Genomic DNA, 22,075 nt, shown 5'->3' on the forward strand with positions numbered 1-22,075 from the left:
CAGGGGGAGCCATGCGACTGCACGTCGACCAGCGTCATGAGCGGGTGCTCGCACTCGTCCGGGAGCGCGGCAGTCTCCGGGTCGCCGACCTCGCGAACGAACTCGGCGTCTCCGCCGTGACCTTGCGGCGCGACGTGGAGACCCTGGCGGCGCAGGGCCGGGTGCAGCGGCTGCACGGGGCGGTGGTGTGGCCGGGGGACACCGCGGCGGAGGAGCGGCCGCGTCCGGTGTCCGCCGAGGGCACGGTGATCGGAATGATCGTGCCGACCACCAACTACATCTTCGCCGACATCGTCCGCGGGGCCCGCGAGGCCGTCGGGGCCCAGGGCGGCCGGCTCGTCCTCGGCATGACCGGGTACGTCGACTCCGAGGACGCCGTGCAGGCGGAACACCTGGTGGCGGGTGGTGCGGAGGGGCTCCTCGTCGCGCCCAGCTGGTTCGGCGGCGTCCCTGTGGACGGGCAGGAGAAGTGGCTCCTGGACTGCCCGGTGCCGGCCGTCCTGGTCGAGCGGTCCGCGCCCGCCGGGAACCCCGCGGCCGGTCTGGACCGGGTCCGCACCGACCGGGCGCACGGCGCCGCCGTGGCGGTGGGGCACTTCGCGTCCCTGGGGCACCGGCGGATCACCGCGGTGCTCCAGGAGGGCCCGCACGCGGCGCAGATCTCCTCCGGTTTCCTGGCCGCCGTGACCTCCCTGGGTCTCGATGTCGACGCGGGGGCGCCGTCGGTCCGTGAACACGGGGACTACGAGGCGAGCATCGACTACCTCGTGGAGGCGGTGGAGCGGCGAGGCGTCACCGCGGCGCTCGTGCACAGCGACGAGGACGCCATCGTGCTGGTGCCCAAGCTCCAGGCCCGCGGCATCGCCGTGCCCGGGGACCTCGCGCTGATCGCCTACGACGACGAGGTCGCCGGTCTCGCGGACGTCCCGCTCACGGCCGTCGCGCCGCCGAAGCGGTCCGTGGGGGAGCTGGCCGCCGGGCTGCTGCTCCAGCGGCTCGCCGAACGCACGGGCGGTCAGCGCCCGACGCCCCGGCAACACCTCGAACTTCTCCCCGAGTTGAGGGTCCGCTCGTCCTGCGGCGGCACGCCGACCGAGAGCTGATCGTTCGGCGATCGTTTTGATTGTCTTGGTCGAACGCTCTTGACTCTGATCGTGTGCGCACAAATGATGTCCTGCATCCGCCTCTTCCCGTACGAGGTCTCGTAGGAGCCGTGCAATGTCGCGCACTTCACGTTCGTTCCGTATAGCCGCCACCGCCACCGTCGCCGCCCTCGGCCTGATCGCCACCGCGTGCGGCGGCGACGGCGGTTCCACCGCCGCGTCGGACGGCAAGCCGGTCACCCTGACCTACTGGACCTGGACGCTCGGGGCCAAGTCGACCGTCGAGGCGTTCAACAGGACGCACAAGGACATCCAGGTCAAGCTGACCGAGATCCCGAGCGGCACCGAGGGATACAGCAAGATGTCCAACGCGGTGAAGGGCGGCAACGCGCCCGACGTGGCGACCATCGAGTACCAGATGGTCCCGGAGTTCGCGAGCCAGGGAAACCTGATCGATCTGACCAAGTACGCCGGTGAAACGGTCAAGTCGAAGTTCCCCGACGCGGTGCAGAGCCTGGTCACCTTCGGCGGCAGAACCTGGACCGTCCCCTACGACGTCGCGCCGCAGCTCTACTACTACCGGAGCGACCTGTTCAAGAAGTACGGCATCGACGTCCCCAAGACCTGGGCCGACTTCAAGACCGCGGCGGCCAAGGTGAAGAAGCAGGACAAGAACGTCCGGCTCGCCTCCATGCCCAAGTCCGACTCCGCGCTCCTCGCGGCCCTCGCCTGGCAGGCCGGCGGCAAGTGGTTCACCACCGAGGGCGACGCCTGGAAGCCCGCCGTGAACGACGCGCCCAGCAAGAAGGTCGCGGCGTACTGGGACGGCCTCCTCCAGGACGGCCTCGTCCAGTCGTACACCGCGTACAGCCCCGAGGAGACGAAGGCCCGTACGGCCGGGAGGACGCTCTCCTTCCTCGGTGCCTCCTGGTCGGCCGGAGGTCTGAAGACGGCCATGCCGGACCTCTCCGGCAAGTGGGCCGCCGCCCCCCTGCCGAACTGGGGCACCCCCGCCACCGGCAACTACGGCGGCACCTCCTACGGCGTCCTCAAGGGCAGTGAACACCCCGAGCAGGCAGCCGAGTTCATCAAGTGGCTCACCACGGACAAGGCCGGCGTCGAGGCCCGGCTCGCCGACCTGGAGTCCCCCAGCAGCGCCGTGCCGGCCGACCCCGCGATGCGCGCGGTGGCCGCGGCCAAGTTCGACACCGCCTACCTGAACGGCCAGGACCTCTACAAGCTCGCCTCCGAGCAGGTCGACGCGATCGTCCCCGGCTGGACCTGGGGACCGAACCAGCTCGACGTCTACACCGCCGTCCAGGACGCCACGGCCAAGTCCGGTTTCGCCGGCGGCATCGAGGCGGGCCAGAAGAAGGCCGAGGCGGGGATCACCGAGCGCGGCCTGAAGCTCGCCAAGTGACCCGACGGGTCCGGTCGTTCGCTCCCGCGTCCCGGCCGGACCCGGTCACCGCCCGCCCTCCCGTACCCCCGAAGCGTCCAGCCCGCCAAGGAGCCCCACCGTGGCAGCACCTCTCGCCCCGGCCGTGAAGGCCCGGCACACCTCCCCGGCGAACCCCCCGGGCCCCTCGAAGCTCCGGCGCGGCCGGCGCCGGGCGGCGGCCCTCTTCGTCACCCCGTTCTTCGTCCTGTTCGCCGCGGTCATGGCGGCACCCATCGGCTACGCCGTGTGGATGAGCCTCTTCCAGGAACGCTCCTCGGGACTCGGCTTCGGAGGCACCGAACGCGTCTTCTCCGGGCTCGGCAACTACACCAAGGCCCTGTCCGACACCGGGTTCCGCGCCTCCTTCGCGCACATCGCGCTCTACTGCGCCCTGTACATCCCGGTGATGATCGGCAGCTCACTCGTCCTCGCGCTGCTGGTCGACTCCGCGATGGCCCGCGCCAAACGGTTCTTCCAGCTCGCCCTGTTCCTGCCGCACGCGATCCCCGGACTGATCGCCTCGATCATCTGGATCTACCTGTACACCCCGGGACTCAGCCCCGTGCTCGACGGGATCGGCGCCCTCGGCGGGTCGTGGGACTTCTACAGCAACGACCATGTGCTCTCCTCCATGGTCAACCTGTGCGCCTGGCAGTGGCTCGGCTACAACACGGTCATCTTCTACGCCGCGCTGCAGGCCGTACCGCGCGAGACGATCGAGGCGGCCGTCGTGGACGGCGCGGGCGCCATCCGCACCGCCCTGCAGATCAAGGTCCCGCTGATCGCCTCCGCGGTCGTCATGACCGTCCTGTTCACCTGCGTCGGTGCCATCCAGATCTTCACCGAGCCCAAGCTGCTCAACCAGCGCGGAGCGCCCTCCGTCGACACCGAGTGGTCACCGACCCTGTTCATCTGGAAGGCCGGTTTCGTGCAGCACGACTACGGACTCGCCGCCGCCGCGTCCCTGTTGCTGGCCCTCCTCGGCGTGATCCTCTCCTACATCGTCACCCGGCTCGGCAACCGGTGGAAGGCCGCCTCATGAGCACCCTCACGCACACCACGAGCCCGGCCCGGCCCCGGACCGACCCGGAGCCCGCGGCCGCCCCCGAACGCCGGCGCCGCACCTCACCCGGCGCGCTGCTCTCCAGGGGCGTGGTCAACGGCCTGCTGATCGTCGCGGCCTTCTACACCCTGATGCCGGTGAGTTGGCTCCTGCTGGCGGCCACGAAGAACCCCCGGGACCTCTTCGGCACCTCCGGCTTCGCCCTCGGCGACTTCAACCTGTTCACCAACCTGCATCACGTCTTCACCTTCAACGACGGCATCTATCTGCGCTGGTTCGGCAACAGCGTCCTGTACTCGGTCATCGGCTCGGCGGCCTCCACGTTCCTGTCCGTCGCCACCGGCTACGCCTTCGACAAGTACGACTTCAAGGGCAAGGAGAAGCTGTTCGCGGCGGTCCTCGCCGGCGTCCTCGTCCCCACCACCGTGATCCAGCTCCCGATGTACCTGCTCGCCACGAAGGTCGGCGTCGTCAACACGTACTGGGCCCTGCTGCTCCCCGCGCTGGTGAACCCCTTCGGCGTCTATCTGGCCCGCGTCTTCTCCGAGGGGTACGTCCCGAACGAGGTCCTGGAGGCCGCTCGTGTCGACGGCGCGGGAGAGGTCCGCGCCTTCGCCGGGATCGCGCTGCCGATGCTCGCCCCCGCCTTCATGACGATCTTCCTGTTCTCGTTCACCGCGAGCTGGAACAACTTCTTCGGCGCCCTCGTCATGCTGAACGACGAGAAGCTCTACCCCGTCAACCTCGGCCTGTTCATGTGGAACAGCGTCACGCAGCAACAGCCCGAGTACTACTCGCTGGTGATCACCGGATCGCTCGTCGCCGTCGTCCCGCTGATCGTCGCCTTCGTCTGCCTCCAGCGCTTCTGGCGCTCGGGCCTGACCGCGGGCGCGGTGAAGTGACCATGCTCGCACAGGAAGGCACCCTCCCGAACGGCTCGGACCTGCCGGCCGCGGCCCGCAGCCCGCGGACCGCCCTCGCGATGGGATCCGAGATCCACCGCTCGCTCGTCGCCGAGGGCGCCCTGGACCGTCTGGCCCGGATCGCCACCCTCGACGCGACCGCTCCCATCACCGACTTCGCAGCCGTGGACCCCGCCGAACTGGCCGCCTTGGAGGTCCTGTTCACCCACTGGGGCGCGCCGCTGCTGACCGACGACGCGCTCGCCCGCATGCCGCGGCTGCGGGCCGTCGTCCACGCTGCCGGCTCCGTCAAGCACCACGTCACCGCGTCGGTCTGGAAGCAGGGCATCACCGTGTCCTCCGCCGCCGACGCGAACGCGGTGCCGGTCGCCGAGTTCACGCTGGCCGCCATCCTGTTCGCGAACAAACGCGTCCTCGACATCGCCCACGACTACGCCGTCTCCCGCGAACAGCCCGCGCTGCTCCCGTACTTCAGCGGCTACGGCAACCACCGCCGCACCGTCGGCATCGTCGGCGCCTCCCGCGTCGGCCGGCGCGTCATCGACCTGCTGCGCCCCTTCGACCTGAACGTGCTGCTGCACGACCCCTACGTGGATCCGGCCGACGCCAGGGCCCTCGGAGTCGAGCCCGTCGAGCTGGACGACCTGGTCCGGCGCAGCCACGTGGTGAGCATCCACGCACCCCAACTCCCCGAGACCCGGCACATGTTCGACGCCAGACGGCTCGGCCTGATGCGGGACGGCGCGACCCTCGTCAACACCGCGCGCGGCTCGCTCGTCGACACCGAGGCGCTCACCGAGTGTCTCGTCACCGGACGCCTGCACGCCGTCCTCGACGTGACGGAACCCGAGGTGCTGCCCGCCTCGTCCCCGCTCTACACGCTGCCCAACGTGCTGCTCACCCCGCACATCGCGGGTTCCCTCGGCAACGAGCTGGGCCGCATGACCGACTGGGCCGTCGACGAGGTGCAGCGCTACGCCCACGGGCTGCCGTTCGCGTACGGGGTGGGCCCCGACGAGCTGACCCGCTCGGCCTGAACGGCGACGGCCGCATCCGCGTCCCGCCCCCGACCACCCCCGAAGGGAGCTCCATGCCCGCCCCCGCTGACCGCCGTGTCCTCGTCGTCGGCATCGACGGCGTCCGCCTGGACACGCTGCGCCGGCTGCCCACGCCCCACCTGGACGCCCTCGCCGCCGAGGGTTTCCTCGCGCCCGTCGAGGTCGACGACCGCACCCCCACCATGTCCGGCCCCTGCTGGGCGACCGTCGTCACCGGCGTCGGCGTCGACAAGCACGGGGTGTGGAGCAATGACTTCTCAGGCCACCGGCTCGACGTCTTCCCGGACTTCGCGACCCGCCTGGCGCGGCAGTACGGCCGCCGCACGTTCGTCGCGGCCGGCTGGCAGCCGCTCCTCCAGGTGGGCGACGGCGGCCCGCTCTTCCGCGCCCCCTCCAGGAGCGTCCACGTCGCCCCGACCGAGGACACCCCCGAGGCCTGGGACCGCTGCGACGAACAGATCACCGGAGAGGCGGCGCGCGTCCTCGCCGACGCGGGCGACGACATCGACGCGTCCTTCGTCTACCTGGGCGCACCCGACGAGACGGCCCACCACCTGGGCTGCGGTGAGGCGTACGAGGAGTCGGTGCGGCGGGCGGACGCGCGGGTCGGCCGGCTGTTCGACGCGGTGCGCGGCAGGCCCACGTACGACCGGGAACACTGGACGGTCCTCGTCGTGACCGACCACGGGCATGCCGACGCCGGTGGCCACGGCGGCCGTTCGGCGCAGGAACGCACCGCGTGGGTGATCGCCGCCGGCCCGGAGATCGGCGCGGCGCCCGCGGTCGTGCGCCATGTCGACGTCGCCGCCCAGGTGTTCGCCTCGCTGGGCCGCGAAGCCGACCGGCACTGGACGCTCGACGGCCGGCCGTTCACGCCCGTCGGGACGTCGGGGCTCCGGGTGTCGGAGGGGACGTCCGGAGTCCTGGACGCGCGGCCCTCGGAGATGGCGGCCCCCTGAGGGGAGCGGTCGAGGGAGCCCCGGGTCCGCCGAGCGCGGCCCGGGGCTCCTGGTGCTCAGCCCAGCTTCACGGTGATCTTCTGGGTGACGCCCGCGGTCGCGCCGAGGTCGCCGAAGGTGAGCGTGAGCGCGGACCCGGTGGTCGCCGAGGTGACGGTCGAGGGCTTCGATGTCACCGAGGCGACCGCCCTGCTCCAGGTGAGGGTGAGACCGCTCTGCGCGCGCATCGGGTCGCTGACGCAGACGACCGCGGTGCCGTCGCTCTTCTCGCTGATCATCACCGAACACGGCTTGCTCGCCGTGAGGGTGCCCACCGTGCCCGCGAACCAGAAGTTCACCCCGGTGAAGCCCAGCGAAGGGACGCTGACGCCCTGCTGGTCGTCGGTGTTGGCGAGCACGGTCAGCCATGTCGTGGCGGCCGCCCTGGCCTGCGTCTGCGCGACGGACGCCCCCGGCATGAGCGTGTAGGCGTAGGTGGCGGCCGAGGGAGCGGTGCCGTGATCCACGTACATCGTCAGGTACTTGCGGTTCAGGACGGTCGTGGAGCCGCCCTTGTTGATGTCGCTCCACCTGCCGTCCCGCGCCTCGCGCAGTGCCTTGACCGTGGCGCCGCCGGGAAAGACGTAGCCGCCGTGGCCGGCGATGTGGGCCCACGAGGTGCCGGACAGTGTCGCCGACCAGGGGTAAGTGGCGGGCTTGACCGCGCCGTTGACGGTGAAGGCGGAGTTGCCGGTGGGCCCCAGGTTGCGGTTGTCGACCGTCGACTCCACCGCCGTACCGTCCGTGCAGGTGATGCCGGCGCCCAGGCAGACGATCGCGTCGTCGAGGCAGAACCACGACTTCTTCGCCAGCAGCGTGCTCTGCAGTCCCTTCAGGTACTGGCCGATCGCGGCCCGCTGCCCGTCCGTCGCCCCGCCCACCCAGTTCACGTCCGGCAGGGACGCGCCCCAGTCCCCGCCGGCCCCGTCCGCGAGCGCCTTGCGGGAGGCCGTGACACCGGGCAGCCGGTACGGGTCCACGGTGGGCCAGAAGGCGTCGCTGTACTGGCCGTTGGCGTACGTGTCGCCCCACCAGTAGAGCATTCCGGAACCGGTGTGCCAGCCGCGCAGGTTCTCGCCGTTGCCCGTCTCGTAGTAGGTGATGCGGCGGTCCGCCATGCTGATCGACGCGGCCCAGCCGGGGCGGCGGTGGGTGGCCCGGGCCATGTTGGTGAACAGGCGGTGCCCGGTCGGCTCGGCGATCGCCGACACCGAGGTGTCGTCCTGAACGCCCTTGAGCCGGGACAGACTTGTCAGTCCCAGGGAGGGGTCGCTCAGGGGCGGGCTGTAGTAGTCGCGCTGCATCCACCCCTTGACCAGCCCGCGCCAGCGCGCGTTCTCCGTGCTGCTCGCGCCCTGCCCGAGCAGCACGATCGAGGCGAGGATCGGGTGGCCGCGCAGATGGTCGTCCTGCTGGACGTGCCGCGGGTCCGAGGCGGACACCCCGCGGCTGACGGCCCGGCCGGAGACGCCGTCCATCACCAGGCCGTTGTAGAGGAAGGGCGCCCATGCCTTCTCCACCGCGTCGAAGACGATCTGCCGGCCCGCGTCGGTGACCGCCCACGTGGATCCGGCGAGCAGGGCGAACAGTATGCCGAGCCCGCCGAGCATCACCGACCCGTACGACCCGGTGTAGGGGACGGTGGTGTGCTGGATGAACGAACCGTCCGTGTACAGCCCGTCCCCGGAACTCACGTACGGGAAGACGGGGGAGAGGGCGTCCCGGGCCAGTGCGATCTTCGCGGCGTTCGCGCCGACGACCCCGCGCAGGGCCAGCACCCGGCACAGGTCGACCCGGTTGGCGCCGGTGCTCGTCCCCGTGTAGGCGGCGACCGCGGAGTCCGGCACGAAGTGGTCGACCGCGGCGAGGTATCCGCTGATCCGCGCGGCGGACAACTGGTCGTACATCAGCACGCACACGTCGAGCAGCGCCTGCGGTGCGCCGATCTGCCAGCTGTACCAGTTGCCGTAGCGGGTCTGGGCCGCGTTGTAGACCTCGTCGTGGAGGTGGTCGAGGCCGGTGACGATCGCGTCGCGCAGGGCGCTGTCGCCGGTCAGCCCGGTGCCCTGCTGGGAGTAGGCCTGCGCGAGCGTGGCGAGCCGGGTGTAGCTGGTGTTCAGGTTGCCGGAGAAGCCGTAGGACTCCTGGTCGGTGTCGGGGTCCGGGTCGGCGTAGACCAGGTCGGGCCAGAGCGAGCCGGTGGCCGGTGCCATCGTGGACCGCAGACCGCTCGCGGTGGTCCCGAGGTCGGCGAGCCGGCTCTTGAACGGTTCGGCCGTCGGGCTGAACCCCTCGCCCAGGATCAGGGTGCGCCACGTGGCGCGCAGCGTCGCGAACTCGTCCACGGCCTCGGTGGTCGCCGCGGGACCGGGTCTCACCGAGGGAGCGGCGGGTGCTGCATCGGCGGCGCCGTGCGCCCCGAGCGCGAGAGCGGTGCCGCTGCTTGCGGCGAGAAAACCACGGCGTGACCAACGAGTCGTCATGACGGCGGTTTCTAGCACGCCTTCGTTCAAACGCTCAACAACCCTTACCAAATTGACCGTATCGATCGTTTGGTGGGGTGGACGGTTCCGGCGGCCTGAACGCCGCGGGCCGCGCTCGCGTATCACTCCCCGCAGACGGCCCCAGACCACGCGCACGGAAGGGGAACAGTGTGCCGCCACCACCCGAACGCGGGCGATCCACCGGCCGCTCCGCCATCGAACCCACCCACATCCAGCGTCGCCGCCGCACCGAGGCCCTGGCGGAACTCGTCCGGCAGGTACGTGAGGACGACGAGGGGCGCGACGCCGACGAGGGCTACGAGTCGGTCCCGCTGCCGACGCGCCGCACCCTGCCGCCCTCCGACGACGACACCGAGGAACTGACACCGGTCCCTGCGACACGGAAACCACCCCGGATCCGGACGCGGACCCGGCGCCGCACCGCGCTCGCGGTCGGCGTCGCCGCCGCGGCCCTCACCGGAATCGCCCTCGCGCTCCTGTTGTCGGGCGCGTACCAGAACCAAGCGTCCCGGGCGGGTAGCGGCGCCCGGACCCCGGCGGCACCCGTCGGCCGTGCCTCCTCCGGCGCACCGGACCCGGACGGTGCGGGCACACTCCGACAGGGCGACAGCGGCCCGGAGGTGACGGCCCTCCAGCAACGCCTGCTCCGGATCCCGAACGTGTACGAGGACGGCGCCACCGACGGCACCTTCGACGCGCCGCTCGCCGACGCGGTGGCCCGCTTCCAGCTCTGGTACGGCATCCGCGGCGACGAGTCCGGCGTCTACGGAGACGACACGCGGGCCGACCTGGAGTCCCGGACGACGCTGCCGTGACCGCCCGCACGCCGCGTGGTCGACGGTGCCCGCGGGGAGTCCGTCACCGGGTGACGTCGCCACCCTCCCGCGCCCGCGAGGCCGGCCCGTCCTCCGTGCGCGACCGTCCGAGGGCCCCGGTGTCCACGATCAGGTCCGCCCGCTCCCGTGTCGCGGCGATCAGTTCGGCGTTGCGCTGATCGGGACCGAGCACCCACGCCACCGCCGTGTCGTGGTCCTTGCCGAACTCCTCGTGGCGCGCCACGAGCCGCCGGACGCGCTCGGCGTCCTCCAGGTCGCAGAACCACACCTCGTCGAGCTGCTCGCGCGCCCGGACCCAGGCCGGGTCCCGGAGCAGCAGGTAGTTGCCCTCGGTGACGATCAACCGGGCGGACCGGGGGACCGGAACGGCACCGGCCAGGGGCTGTTCGAGGACACGCTCGAATCCGGGCGCGTACACGAGGCCCTCCTCCTCGTCCGCGCGCAGCCGGCGCAGCAGCGCCGCGTACCCGGCCGCGTCGAAGGTGTCCGGAGCGCCCTTGCGGTCGCGCCGGCCGAGCCGGTCCAGCTCGGCGTCCGCGAGATGGAACCCGTCCATCGGCACATGGGCGACCCCGCAGGCCCCCGTCGCGTCGAGCCGCCGGACCAGCCGTTCCGCCAGCGTCGACTTGCCCGAGCCGGGACCGCCCGCGATGCCGAGGAGGGCGCGCCGGCCGGGCCGTACCAGCGAAGCCGCCCGCTCCACCAGGTCGTCGAAGGTCATGCGCGCCCCGCGAGGGGCCGGAGGGAGGCGATGTCCATGCCCTCCAGTATCGGCCTCGGGGGAATCCGGGGACGTCCTGTGCCGGACGGGGCAGGGATGCACCATGAACCAGGACGAACAGCAGATCCGCGCCCTCGTCGAACGCTGGGCCGCCGCCGTCCACGAGGGCGACCTCGACGGTGTCCTCGCCGACCACACGCCGGACATCGTCATGTACGACGTGCCGCCGCCCTACGAAGGCGTCCGCGGCATCGACGCCTACCGGGAGACCTGGCCTCCGTTCTTCGCCTGGCAGGCCCAGGGGGCGTCGTTCACCGTCGAGTCGCTCGACGTCGTCGCCGGCGACGACGTGGCGTACGCGCACGCCCTGCTGCGCTGCGGCACACCGGAGGAGTTCGCGAAGAACCCCGACATGAGGCTGCGTCTGACCCTCGGACTCCGCAAGGAGGGCGGGCGTTGGAGCGTCGCGCACGAACACCACTCGTTCCCGGACGACACTCCGTGACGCCGTCGCGGACGCGCCGCGGAGCCGACGGCGACGCGTGTGGCGCTCGACACCCGCTGGACCCGGCAAGCGGGGGAACACTGTGGGTATGACTGAGCTCGGCCTGCCGAAACAGATCCTGGCGTGCCTCTTCGACCTCGACGGCGTCATCACCAGGACCGCCGTGGTCCACGCGGCCGCCTGGAAGCGGACGTTCGACGACTTCCTGCGCGACCGCGACGGAGAGGGCTTCCGGCCCTTCGACAAGGACCACGACTACGCGGAGTACGTGGACGGGCTGCAGCGCGCCGACGGCGTGCGCACCTTCCTCTCCTCGCGCGGCATCGAGATCCCCGAGGGCACCCCGGACGACCCGCCGGACCGCGTCACCGTCCACGGGCTGGGCAACCGCAAGAACGACCTGCTGCTCGAGATGATCCGCACCGACGGCGTCGAGGCCTACGACGGCACGCTGCGCTACGTCGAGGCCGTCCGGGCCCGCGGCCTGCGCACCGCGGTCGTCTCCTCCAGCGCCAACTGCCGGGACATCCTGCGCTCGGTGGGCGCCGAGGACCTCTTCGACGTACGGATCGACGGTGTCGTGGCCGCCGAACGACGGCTGCCGGGCAAACCGCGCCCGGACACCTTCCTGGCCGCGGCCCACGACCTCGGCACCGACCCCTCCGCCGCCGCCGTCTTCGAGGACGCGCTGGCCGGCATGGACGCCGGCCGCTCGGGCCACTTCGGGTACGTCGTCGGTGTCGACCGGGTCGGCCAGGGCGACGCACTGCGCGACCACGGCGCCGACATCGTCGTACAGGACCTGTCCGAGCTGACGGAGGAGGCGTGATCACCCACACGTCGTACGGCGTCGAGCCCTGGACCCTGCGCGAGAGCGACCTGCACCTGCGGCTGCTGCCGCAGAGCGAGTCCGTGTTCGCCCTCGCCAACGGCCACGTCGGCTGGCGCGGCAACCTCGACGAGGGCGAACCCCACGGCCTGCCCGGGTCCTACCTCAACGGCGTCCACGAAGTGCACCCGCTGCCCTACGCCGAGGCGGGCTACGGCTACCCGGAGTCCGGGCAGACCGTCATCAACGTCACCAACGGCAAGCTGATCCGGCTGCTCGTGGACGACGAGCCGTTCGACCTGCGGTACGGACAGCTGCGGTCCCACGAGCGGGTCCTCGACCTGCGCAGCGGTCTGCTCACCCGCACCTGCGAGTGGACGTCGCCGGCCGGTTCCACGGTCCGCGTGCGCTCCACCCGGCTCGTGTCCTTCACCCAGCGGGCGATCGCCGCCGTCGCCTACGAGGTGGAACCCCTCGACGACCGGACCCGGGTGGTCGTGCAGTCGGAGCTGGTGGCCAACGAGCAGCTGCCCGGCCGCTCCGGGGACCCCCGCGCCGCGGTCGCCCTGGAGTCGCCGCTGGAGTCCGAGGAGCACTTCGCCACCGGCCGCAGGCTGCGGCTCGTGCACCGCACCCGGCACAGCGCCCTGCGCGTCGCCGCGGCGGCCGACCACGCCGTCAAGGGACCCGACCGCACCACCATGACCAGCGAGAGCAGCGACGACCTCGCCCGCCTCACGGTCACCTCCGTCCTGGAACCGGGCCAGACCCTGCGCGTCGAGAAGCTCGTCGCGCACGGCTGGTCGGGCAACCGCTCCCTGCCCGCCGTGAGCGACCAGGTCGACGCCGCGCTCGCCGCCGCCCAGCACGGCGGTTGGCAGGGACTCGTCGACGAACAGCGCGCCTACCTGGACGATTTCTGGGCGCGCTCCGACGTGGAGGTGGACGGCGACGAGGAGATCCAGCAGGCCGTCCGCTTCGCCCTCTTCCACGTCCTGCAGGCGGGCGCCCGCGCCGAGCGGCGCGCCATCCCCGCGAAGGGCCTGACCGGGTCCGGGTACGACGGTCACGCCTTCTGGGACACCGAGACGTTCGTGCTGCCGCTGCTCACCTACACCTCGCCCGACGCCGTCGCCGAGGCGCTGCGCTGGCGCCAGAGCACCCTGTCCGCCGCCCGGGAGCGGGCGGCCCAACTCGGCCTGCGGGGCGCCGCGTTCCCCTGGCGGACCATAGCGGGCCCGGAGGGTTCCGCGTACTGGCCGGCCGGGACCGCCGCGTTCCACGTGAACGCCGACATCGCCGACGCCGTCGTCCGCTACACCGCCACCACCGGCGACACGGACTTCGAGCGCGAGACCGGTGTCGAGCTGCTGACCGAGACGGCACGGCTGTGGCGCTCACTGGGCCACCACGACCACCAGGGGCATTTCCACATCGACGGGGTGACGGGCCCCGACGAGTACAGCGCGGTCGCGAACGACAACACGTACACCAACCTGATGGCCCGCGCGAACCTCCTCGCCGCCGCGGACGTCGTCGAGCGGCACCCGCGGCGCGCCGCCGAACTCGGCGTGGACGAGGAGGAGAGCGCGGCCTGGCGCGACGCGGCCGACGCGATGCACATCCCGTACAACGACGAACTCGGTGTCCACGAGCAGAACGCGGGCTTCACCCGCTACCAGCGCTGGGACTTCGCCGCCACGCGCCCCGACCAGTACCCGCTGATGCTGCACTTCCCGTACTTCGACATCTACCGCAAGCAGGTCGTCAAGCAGGCCGACCTCGTGCTCGCCATGTACAAGTGCAGCCCGTTCTTCGACGACGAGCACAAGGCACGCAACTTCGCCTACTACGAGCCCCTCACCGTCCGGGACTCCTCTTTGTCCGCCTGCTGCCAGGCGGTGATGGCCGCCGAGACGGGTCACCCGGGGCTCGCCTACGACTACCTGGTCGAGGCCGCGCTGATGGATCTGGAGGACCTGGAGCACAACACCCGCGACGGACTGCACATCGCCTCGCTCGCCGGGACCTGGATGGCGCTCGTCGCCGGATTCGGCGGACTGCGGCACCACGGCGACACCCTGGAGTTCGCACCCCGGCTGCCCGAGCGGTTCAGCCGTCTCGCGTTCTCCCTGGAACTCCTCGGCCGCCGGCTGCGCGTGGAGATCCACCAGGACGTCGCGACGTACACGCTCGCGAGCGGAGAGCCCCTGGAGATCCACCACTACCGGGAGCCGTTCACCGTCGACGCCGACAAACCCCACAGCCTGCCGATCCCGGCGCAACGGTCACGCCCCGCCCCGGACCAGCCCGCCCACCGGCGGCCGAACAGCCAGGGGCGGGACGAGGCCGGGGAGGGTTCCGCCGCGCTCAGTCGCGGGTGATGCCGGGCGCGATGTCCTCGTGCCGCTCCGGCGGAGCCGTGGCGGGTCCGCCGGACCGCGTGGCGCCGCGGACCGCGGACGCGGCGGACCTGCCGCAGAACGCCGGCTCCAGGGTGCGGTACATGGTGTTGAGCACCTTGGTGTTGTTGGAGGTGTTGGCGAGCGCGGTGAGGCTGCGCTTGCCGTCCTTCGTGGTGAACGCGTACGAGTAGTAGCCCTGCACGGTGCCGGTGTGGCCGTACACGGAGATCCCGCACGACAGGTCACGGCGGCGCAGACCGAGGCCGTAGGCCGTGTTGCTGTTGACCTGTGTCCACTTCTTCATCTGGGTGAGCTGCGCGGCGGACATGAGCTTGCCGCGCGCGAGGGCGGAGAGGAACACGTCCAGGTCGTGCGGGGTGGAGATGATCGCGCCCGCGCTCTGCGCCCAGGAGGCGGTCTGCCGGGTGGAGTCGACCAGCGCCGTGCCGGCCGCGTCGGGCGTGAGGTAGCCGTTGGCGTGGCGGCCCGGGATCGTCGCGTCGGGATGGACGTAGACGGTGTCGGCCAGGCTCAGCGGCGTGAAGATGCGCTTCTTGTACTCGGCGGCGACACCGTGCCCGGTGAGCTTCTCGATCAGCAGGCCGGCGACGACGAAGTTGGTGTTCGAGTACGAGTAGGCGGCACCGGGCGCGTTCGTGCGCGCCTTCCTGAGGGACAGCTTCACCAGGTCCCGGTAGCTGAACACCTTGGTGCGCACGGCCTCGAAACCGGGGACGGTCCGGGCGAACAGGTCGTTCGTGTAGTCGTACAGACCGCTGCGGTGGCTCAGGATGTGCCGCACGGTGATGCGGTTGTCGGGCAGCAGCCCCGGCAGGTAGCTGTTGACCGACGTGTCGAGCTTCAGTTTGCCCTCGTCGACCAGCTGGAGGAGGACGACGGCGGAGAACGTCTTGGTGATGCTGCCGACGCGGAAGCGGTCGTTCGTGCTGATCGTCCGCCGGGTGGCCCGGTCGGCGAGTCCCTCGACCAGTCGGTGCACCGTGCCGTTGTCGTCGATTCTCGCCATCGCTCCCGGAGCGCCCTGCGTGCGGGCCGTGCGCAGGATGGCGCGCAGCCCCGCGTCGTCGGGCGCCGCAGCGACCGCCGCGGCCGGCCGGGCACCCGGACCGTCCGGGTCCGCCGGGGTCACGGCCTGGGCCGGGGCCGCCAGCAGCGACACCAGAACCGCGCCCAACGCCGTGCCCGTACCCACCGTTCCTGAGACCATCTGATTCTTCTCCCCTGTGCCGTCTGCCGGTTCGCCGTGCCGGCCCGGACCGCGCCGCGGATGCGGGCGTCGCCCCCATCTGTACGCGCTGAAGACGCGCGGGGGTCGCATTGCCCGCCGGTGAACCGGAATCCGTGGACGGGAATCGGTGGATTGGCGGAAAGCGGCCGTCGGGGGACGCGTGACCGAGGGGCGACGGTGCCCGGCGCCGTGCTGACGGACCGCCGGGTGGTGCGGGGCGCGATCCGGTTGACGGCCGGTCAGCCGCCGAAGAGCTGCGTCCAGTACGTCCCCGCCCGGCCGCCGCCGGCGAGGCCGACGCCTATGTGGGTGAAGTCGCGCTTGAGGATGTTGGCGCGATGGCCGGGGCTGTTCATCCAGCCGAGGACCACCTCGGCGGGGGAGCGCTGACCGCAGGCGATGTTCTCCCCTATGGTGCGCCGCCCGGAGCCCGCGGCGGCGGCCCGGTCCCAGGGCCGGCGGCCCTCCGGAGAGGTGTGCGCGTAGAAGTCGCGGGCCACCATGTCGGCGCTGTGGCCCTGGGCCGCGGCCGTGAGCGGGGAGTCGGGGGCGAGGGGCGGCAGCCCGTGCGCGGTGCGCTCGGTGTTGGTGAGCGCGATGACCTCCCGGGCCGTGCGCTCCAGGCCCGCGGGGCTGAACGGCCGTGCCCACAGCGCGGTCCAGTACAGGTCGCCGGAGCGGGCGTCGGCGACCTGGCCCAGTCCGGCCTGCTCGAACCCGGGGTCGCACACGGTGCTCCGGGACCGCTCCGAGGACAGGCAGTACTCCACGAACTCGCGCGGGGTGCGCGGCCCGGAGACCAGGTGCTCGCCGATGGTCAGGTAGGCGTACCCGGAGGAGACGACGCGCTGGTAGACGGAGACCCCGTCCGGGCTCTCCGCGCTGAGCAGGCCTCCGGCCGCCATACCGGCGGCGTGGGCCCGCGCCGCCGTCATGAGCCGCGCGTCCAGGGCGACGGGCGGGGAACCGGCCGCCGCACGCGCGGAGTTCGCGGCCTCGAGGAATCCGTGCGTGGCCGTGCCGTCACCGGACGTCGGACCGGAACCGGCGCCCGCGCCGATCGGTCCGAGGTCCAGCAACGTCGGGGTCCGGACGACCGGAGCCACCCCCCGCCCCGGGTGCGGTCGCGTGGCCGGCGAAGGGCTCGGCGGTGCGGCGGAGGGCGCGGAGTCGGAGTCCTCGGTCACTTCGATGCCGAAGTCTCTTGCCACACCGGCGAGTCCGTCCGCGTACCCCTGGCCGAGGGCGCGGAGCTTCCATGACGTGCCGCGTCGGTACAGCTCGGCGAGCAGCAGTACCGTCTCCGCCTGGGGCCGGGGAGGGGTGAAGCGGGCGATCGTGCGGCCGTCCGGCGCGCTGACCAGCAGGGCGGGGGAGGGGAGACGTCCGAGGGGTGTCCCGGGATCGGCGGGGCTGACGACGACGGTGACCCGGTCCGCTCCCGGCCGCAGCCGCGCCGGGTCCACGGTGAGACGGTCGCCGTCGAGCCGGACACCGGGCGCCGACGTCTGGTTGTAGAACACGAAGTCCCCGTCGCCGCGCACCTGGCCGTCGGTGTCCGTGACGAGCGCGGACACGTCGAAGGGGCCCGGCACCCTGAGGGTCAGGGCACCGCCCGGCAGTGGGGTGTTGCCCCCGGGAACCAGCTCGCTCATGCCACCGCCCGTCGGTCGGATGATCCGCGCCGCACGCCGGCAGGAGGCGCGGCACGGGCCGTCAGACGCTCAACGGACCGCCCGATCCTTCGGGTTCCCGCGCTCGGCGAGAGGGTCGGCGGGTGCGGCGGCCGAGCGCATCGAGCGCAGGGCCAGCAGCATGACACCGATGTCGTCCAGGTAGACGGGGTCGGGTACGAGGTCCGTCGGCAGCACCAGGTAGAGGACGGCGCCCCAGAACACCCACTTGGATCCCGTGGGCAGTCCGGCCCGCCGCAGATCGCGTCGGGTGCGCACGAGACGGCCCAGCAGGACCAGTGCGACGCCGAGCAGGGCGGCCGCGAGGACCGCGACGATGATGACCACGGTCCATGAGGTCGTATCCATGCGTCCGTCCAGGGCTCTCGTCGGGATGTGACTGCCTTCCGTGTGCCCGCTCGCGCCCCGGCTATCGCACCCGGTTCGGCCATCCGTACGACGCTCCCGCTTCTCGCCGAGGGGTCAGTGCCGCGGGTGGGGGTGGTCCACCAGGGCCTGGGACACCGTGCGGATGCTCCGGGCGATGTGCTGGAGCTGCATCAGCTCGGCGGCGTAGAGCTTGATGGTGTGCTCGATGACGCCCTCGTGCAGGCCGAGGCCGGGCAGTTCGGAACGGGCGGTCTGCAGGGCGGTGCGGGCGACCCGTATCTCCTGCTGCACCTGGAGCTGTGCGTGGCGGGCGAGCAGCACGGGGTGCTTGTGCAGCACGGGATAGCTCGCGTACCGGCTCGGCACCAGCTCGCGCAGCCATTTCACCGCCGAACGCTCCCAGTCGAAACTGCCGGGTGTCTTGACCTGGCACGGCCAGTCCGAGGTGATCGGGGAATACGTCAGGGCCATGTTCATCGCTTCCGGGTTACGTCGGCGGGGGACTCTGGGGCGGCCCCGGCATAGGGGATGACCGGGGCCGCCACCACGGGTCTCGCCGAGGCGAGTCCCGCTCGATCACCCGGGACCCGTTGCGGGTAGGAGCGGACGGCCCCGGGTGGTCAGGGTCGTGACCTGGAGGCCTCCGGGTCGCGATCCGCAAGAAGTATTTATATATACCGCCAGATGCGCAAGGACATGAAAACATTCATGCGTGCTTTGATGTGATTGATCCCGTGATGCCGTGGTGACAGCCGGTACGGGAAGGGCGGCCGAGGGCCGGTGCGGTCAGTCCTTCAGGAAGAACTGGTGCTGCTCGGCGACCTGCTCGTACTCCTCGAGTCGCCCCTGGGTCCGCTCCGGATCGGCGTCGGTCATGGCCTGCAGGAGGGCCGCCGACAGCACCACGGGCGCCGCGTAGGAGTCGAAGACGAGCCGGGAACCGGTTCCGGTGGCGAAGGTGACGTCCGCCTCGTCCGCCAGCGGGCCGAGCCCCAGGTCGGTGATCAGGGCCACCTGGAGACCGGCGCTGCGCGCGACCCGCATGGCCGTGAGCGTCTCGTGCGCGTGCCGGGGCATCCCGAAGGCCAGCACCCAGGTGCCGCCGGCCTCCCGTGACTGGAGCAGCGCGTCGTAGGCGACCGAGCCACCGCGCGTCACCATCCGGACGTCCGGATGGATACGACGGGCGGCGTACGTGAAGTACTCGGCGAGGGACACGGAGATGCGCAGCCCGAGGACCGTCAGGGGGGTCGACTCCGACAGGGCCCGGCCGACGCGGATCACCTCGTCGGGGTCGGCGAAGTCCCGCCGCAGGTTCTCCAGGTTCTCGATCTCGGCGTCCACCGCGGCCTGCAGCTCGTTGCTGGTGACCTCGGCCGGTGTGCCCGGTGTGCTGCCCAGGGCGCTGAGCGCGATCGCCTGGAGCCGTTCCCGTAGCGCCGGGTAACCGCTGAAGCCCACCGCCGCCGCGAAACGGGTCACCGAGGGCTGGCTGACACCCACCCGCTCGGCGAGGTCGGTGATCGAGAGGAACGCCGCCTCGGTGATGTGCTCGATCAGGTACTGGGCGATCCTGCGCTGGCCCGGAGAGAGCCGGGGACCGTCGAACAGCTCCCTGAGCTGGGACATGGGAGCGGCGCCCGCCTCGGGTGCCGTGCGGCCCGAGGTGATCGCGGATGCCTGTGCGCGTGCCTGCTGCGGCGATGGCACCGGTGCGCCTCCTTCGTCTCCCACGAGAACTCAACATAGCTCACGGACCGTGTTGACCTGGGCGGGCGGCGCTGCGAACGGGGCCTGCGACGATCCCCGGCGGCCCGGCGGCAAAGCCGGTCACCGGATCGCGCGGGCCGCGTCCGTCACCGCGCCGACGTGGACCGACGGTTTCGGCCCGGCGGTGATCCCGGACGGAATTCGGCGTCTGCCGGGCAACTTTCGGGGCAACCGACCGTGGAGGCACGGGGAGGCCTGCTCGCGACGCGACGTCGGCGGGAAGCCCCCGGTGCCGCCTTCGCCCCGCAGGAGTCGGCGCGGCGACCGGTGACATGGAGGGTGTGATGATGGTGCTGCTGGACACGAGCGCGACGCACGAGGCGGTGTCCGCGTGAACGCCGGAGCGGTGGCCCGAGAGGGCCAGGTCGGCGCCCGCCGGGCGGCCACCGGAACGGCACGCGAAGGCGCGGCCCGGGCGGGACTGACCGCGCGTGGCGTGATCTACGCCCTGGTCGGCGTCCTCGCCCTGCGCATCGCCTTCGGCGGCAGCGGGCAGCAGGCGGACCGCGGCGGTGCCCTGCAGGAGATCGCCTCCAAGCCCTTCGGCGCCGTCCTGTTGTGGGCGCTCGGCATCGGCGTCGTCGGCATGGCGCTGTGGCGGCTGTCCGAGGCGGTGTTCGGCTCCGCCGGCGAGGACGGCGGCAAGCCGACCAAGCGCCTGATGGCGGCCGGGCGATGTGTCTTCTACGGATTCGTCGCCTACTCCGTGCTCTCCTTCGCCGCCGGATCGCGCGGCAGCGGAGCCGGTGACAAGAAGTCCCGCGACGTGACGGCCAAGGCGCTCGGCATACCCGGCGGCCAGTGGATCGTCGGCGCCGTGGGTGTGGGACTCGTCGCGGCCGGCGTGTGGATCGCGGTGCGGGCCATCATGCGCAAGTACCACAAGCACCTGAAGCTCGGCGAGATGTCGAAGCGGGTCCGCCAGGTCGTCGACGTGACGGGTGTGGGAGGCGGAACGGCGCGCGGCGCCGTGTTCGCCGCGGCCGGTGTGTTCGCCGTGCGGGCCGCGATCGACTACGAGCCCGACAAGGCCAAGGGGATGGACGACACGCTCCGGTCCTTCGCGGGTACCCCGATGGGTCCGTGGCTGCTGGCGCTCGTCGCCGTGGGCCTGATCCTGTTCGGTGTGTTCTCGTTCGCGATGGCGCGGTGGCGCAAGGTGTGACGCGACTCGGCGGCCTCGGGCCGCCGTCCCGCGGCGGCGATACGGGCGGTGCCCCCAGGAGGGGCACCGCCCGCCGTGCTGTGGCCGGTCGTGCATGCCGGGACATCCGCGTGGACCGCACGGGGGACCTGATTTCCGGAAGCGAACCGCGTCCACCATTCTGAACAACCGCCACTTCGCGACAAGTTGACGCACAGTCATGGACAGTCGCTGTGACGGGAGTTGAGGATGGGAGTCCCCATCCGTAGGAGTTGTTCACATGGACAGACGACGCCTGCTCTCCGGCGCGGCCGCTCTCACGGCCTCCGCGGCTCTCCTCCCCACCCTCTCCGGCACCGTTCAGGCCTCCCCACGGGCCGCCGCACCGGCCCTGCCGTCACGGGCCGCGATCACCGCCGTCCTGCGCCGCGTGGCCGACCAGTGGATCGGCGCCCACCCGGACCCCGGCGACAACGGCTGGGCCAACGCCACCTTCTTCAGCGGACTGCTCGCCCTCCAGGGGATGACGGGCAGCTCCCGCTACCTCACCTACGCCCGGAACTGGGCGGAGAAGCACGCGTACGGCCTCAGCGGCGGTGTGACCACCCGGCACGCCGACAACCACTGCGCCGGACAGGCCTACCTCGACCTCTACGAGCGCGAGCCCGAGGAGCGGAAACTCGCCGCGATCGAGACGTCGCTGCACCGGATGGTCCACGAGGACCAGCCGGACAAGAACGACGACTGGTGGTGGGACGACGCCCTGCACATGGCGATGCCGCCCTTCGCCCGCCTCGGCGCCCTGCGCGCTGACCCGGCGTACTGGCAGAAGCTCTACTCCCTGTACGACCACACCAAACGGGCCGAGGGCGGCCCCGGTCTGTACGACGCCGCGAGCGGCCTCTGGTACCGCGACAAACGGTTCCTGCCCGGCGGCATCGTCTCCCCCTCGGGCAGGCCCGTCGTCTGGTCCCGCGGCAACGGCTGGGTGGCCGGCGGCCACGTGAAGACGCTGAAGGCGCTGCCCGCCACCGAGGCACACACCGCCGAGTACCGCGACACGCTCACCCGTCTGGTGCGGGCCGTCGCCGGGGTGCAGCGCGCCGACGGCTTCTGGAACGTCGACCTCGCCGACCCGGCGCACCTGCCCGGCCCCGAGACCAGCGGCACGTCCTTCTTCCTGTACGGCACCGCGTACGCGGTCACCGCCGGTCTGGTCGACCGCTCGGTCCACCTCCCGGTCGCCGCCCGTGCCTGGAACGGCCTGGTGGCCACCGTCGTGCACCCCGACGGCTTCCTCGGCTACGTGCAGGGCGTCGGCGACCGCCCGGAGTCCAGTCAGCCCGTCACGTACGGCAGCACCGCGGACTTCGGCGTCGGCGCCTTCCTGCTCGCCGGGACCGAACTGGCCCGGCTGGCCCGCTGACCGACGGCACAAGGGTGCCCCCGCCGCGCACGCGACG

The 22,075-nt window shown here is 71.8% G+C and carries 18 protein-coding genes and 1 pseudogene; 12 read left to right on the forward strand and 7 right to left on the reverse strand.

The window, feature by feature from the left end; all coding sequences use genetic code 11:
- The first annotated feature begins 11 nt into the window (after positions 1-11).
- The 6 genes and pseudogenes from B0675_RS23065 to B0675_RS23090 all read left to right on the forward strand — a co-directional run.
- Entirely contained in the window at positions 12-1,103 is a 1,092-nt protein-coding gene (locus B0675_RS23065) for a substrate-binding domain-containing protein (RefSeq protein WP_081220715.1), read from the forward strand.
- Between the two features lie 115 nt (positions 1,104-1,218).
- Entirely contained in the window at positions 1,219-2,523 is a 1,305-nt protein-coding gene (locus B0675_RS23070; RefSeq protein WP_081220716.1) for a sugar ABC transporter substrate-binding protein, read from the forward strand.
- A 100-nt stretch (positions 2,524-2,623) separates the two neighbouring features.
- Positions 2,624-3,586: a sugar ABC transporter permease gene (locus B0675_RS23075; protein ID WP_179165348.1), complete on the forward strand. Its 963-nt coding sequence runs from the start codon at positions 2,624-2,626 to the stop codon at positions 3,584-3,586.
- Positions 3,583-4,509, forward strand: coding sequence for a carbohydrate ABC transporter permease (locus B0675_RS23080; protein WP_081220717.1), 927 nt, complete (start codon positions 3,583-3,585; stop codon positions 4,507-4,509). Before B0675_RS23075 ends, B0675_RS23080 begins: the two co-directional genes overlap by 4 nt.
- A 2-nt stretch (positions 4,510-4,511) precedes the next feature.
- On the forward strand, positions 4,512-5,567 hold the full coding sequence (locus tag B0675_RS23085) for a hydroxyacid dehydrogenase (RefSeq protein ID WP_241539841.1): 1,056 nt from the start codon (positions 4,512-4,514) through the stop codon (positions 5,565-5,567).
- Between the two features lie 53 nt (positions 5,568-5,620).
- Positions 5,621-6,451: pseudogene (locus tag B0675_RS23090) on the forward strand (alkaline phosphatase family protein); the annotation flags it as partial.
- 152 nt (positions 6,452-6,603) lie between these two features.
- Here B0675_RS23090 and B0675_RS23095 read toward each other — a convergent pair.
- Positions 6,604-9,069 carry a polysaccharide lyase 8 family protein gene (locus B0675_RS23095; protein WP_081220719.1) on the reverse strand — a complete coding sequence of 822 codons (2,466 nt, stop codon included), beginning with the start codon at positions 9,067-9,069 and terminating at the stop codon, positions 6,604-6,606.
- 170 nt (positions 9,070-9,239) lie between these two features.
- Here B0675_RS23095 and B0675_RS23100 point away from each other — a divergent pair, with 170 nt between their 5' ends.
- The gene (locus B0675_RS23100; protein WP_081220720.1) at positions 9,240-9,905 is read left to right on the forward strand and encodes a peptidoglycan-binding domain-containing protein; all 666 of its coding nucleotides are present in this window, start codon (positions 9,240-9,242) and stop codon (positions 9,903-9,905) included.
- A 43-nt stretch (positions 9,906-9,948) separates the two neighbouring features.
- On the opposite strand, the gene B0675_RS23105 is transcribed toward B0675_RS23100, so the two are convergent.
- On the reverse strand, positions 9,949-10,647 hold the full coding sequence (locus tag B0675_RS23105; protein WP_081220721.1) for a nucleoside/nucleotide kinase family protein: 699 nt from the start codon (positions 10,645-10,647) through the stop codon (positions 9,949-9,951).
- A 103-nt stretch (positions 10,648-10,750) separates the two neighbouring features.
- Here B0675_RS23105 and B0675_RS23110 point away from each other — a divergent pair, with 103 nt between their 5' ends.
- The 3 genes from B0675_RS23110 (at position 10,751) to B0675_RS23120 (ending at position 14,365) form a co-directional block, all read left to right on the forward strand.
- On the forward strand, positions 10,751-11,152 hold the full coding sequence (locus B0675_RS23110; RefSeq protein WP_081220722.1) for an SgcJ/EcaC family oxidoreductase: 402 nt from the start codon (positions 10,751-10,753) through the stop codon (positions 11,150-11,152).
- Between the two features lie 88 nt (positions 11,153-11,240).
- Positions 11,241-11,981, forward strand: a complete 741-nt coding sequence (locus B0675_RS23115; RefSeq protein WP_081220723.1) for a beta-phosphoglucomutase family hydrolase — start codon at positions 11,241-11,243, stop codon at positions 11,979-11,981.
- Complete coding sequence (locus B0675_RS23120; RefSeq protein WP_081220724.1) at positions 11,978-14,365, forward strand: glycosyl hydrolase family 65 protein; 2,388 nt, start codon at positions 11,978-11,980, stop codon at positions 14,363-14,365. The genes B0675_RS23115 and B0675_RS23120 overlap by 4 nt, the downstream gene beginning before the upstream one ends.
- Here B0675_RS23120 and B0675_RS23125 read toward each other — a convergent pair.
- The 5 genes from B0675_RS23125 to B0675_RS23145 all read right to left on the reverse strand — a co-directional run bounded on the left by B0675_RS23125 (position 14,352) and on the right by B0675_RS23145 (position 19,408).
- Entirely contained in the window at positions 14,352-15,614 is a 1,263-nt protein-coding gene (locus B0675_RS23125) for a serine hydrolase domain-containing protein (RefSeq protein ID WP_081220725.1), read from the reverse strand. The two genes, B0675_RS23120 and B0675_RS23125, sit on opposite strands and share 14 nt — an antisense overlap.
- Positions 15,615-15,874: 260 nt before the next feature.
- Positions 15,875-17,290 carry a CAP domain-containing protein gene (locus B0675_RS23130; RefSeq protein ID WP_081220726.1) on the reverse strand — a complete coding sequence of 472 codons (1,416 nt, stop codon included), beginning with the start codon at positions 17,288-17,290 and terminating at the stop codon, positions 15,875-15,877.
- Positions 17,291-17,359: 69 nt separating this feature from the next.
- Positions 17,360-17,677 (reverse strand): YkvA family protein, encoded by a 318-nt coding sequence (locus B0675_RS23135; RefSeq protein ID WP_081220727.1) that lies wholly within the window; start codon positions 17,675-17,677, stop codon positions 17,360-17,362.
- A gap of 114 nt (positions 17,678-17,791) precedes the next feature.
- Complete coding sequence (locus B0675_RS23140; protein ID WP_081220728.1) at positions 17,792-18,175, reverse strand: hypothetical protein; 384 nt, start codon at positions 18,173-18,175, stop codon at positions 17,792-17,794.
- Positions 18,176-18,484: 309 nt separating this feature from the next.
- Positions 18,485-19,408 carry a MurR/RpiR family transcriptional regulator gene (locus tag B0675_RS23145; protein WP_081220729.1) on the reverse strand — a complete coding sequence of 308 codons (924 nt, stop codon included), beginning with the start codon at positions 19,406-19,408 and terminating at the stop codon, positions 18,485-18,487.
- Positions 19,409-19,799: 391 nt separating this feature from the next.
- On the opposite strand from B0675_RS23145, the gene B0675_RS23150 reads away from it, so the two are divergent.
- Together B0675_RS23150 and B0675_RS23155 are read left to right on the forward strand one after the other, a co-directional pair.
- Positions 19,800-20,633: a DUF1206 domain-containing protein gene (locus tag B0675_RS23150; protein ID WP_081220730.1), complete on the forward strand. Its 834-nt coding sequence runs from the start codon at positions 19,800-19,802 to the stop codon at positions 20,631-20,633.
- A gap of 259 nt (positions 20,634-20,892) precedes the next feature.
- A complete protein-coding gene (locus tag B0675_RS23155; RefSeq protein WP_081220731.1) occupies positions 20,893-22,038 on the forward strand; it encodes a glycoside hydrolase family 88 protein in 1,146 nt (381 codons plus the stop codon).
- Positions 22,039-22,075 lie beyond the last annotated feature (37 nt).

Origin of the sequence: Streptomyces sp. M41(2017) (genome assembly GCF_002078175.1) — a bacterium.
Classification (GTDB): Bacteria; Actinomycetota; Actinomycetes; order Streptomycetales; family Streptomycetaceae; genus Streptomyces.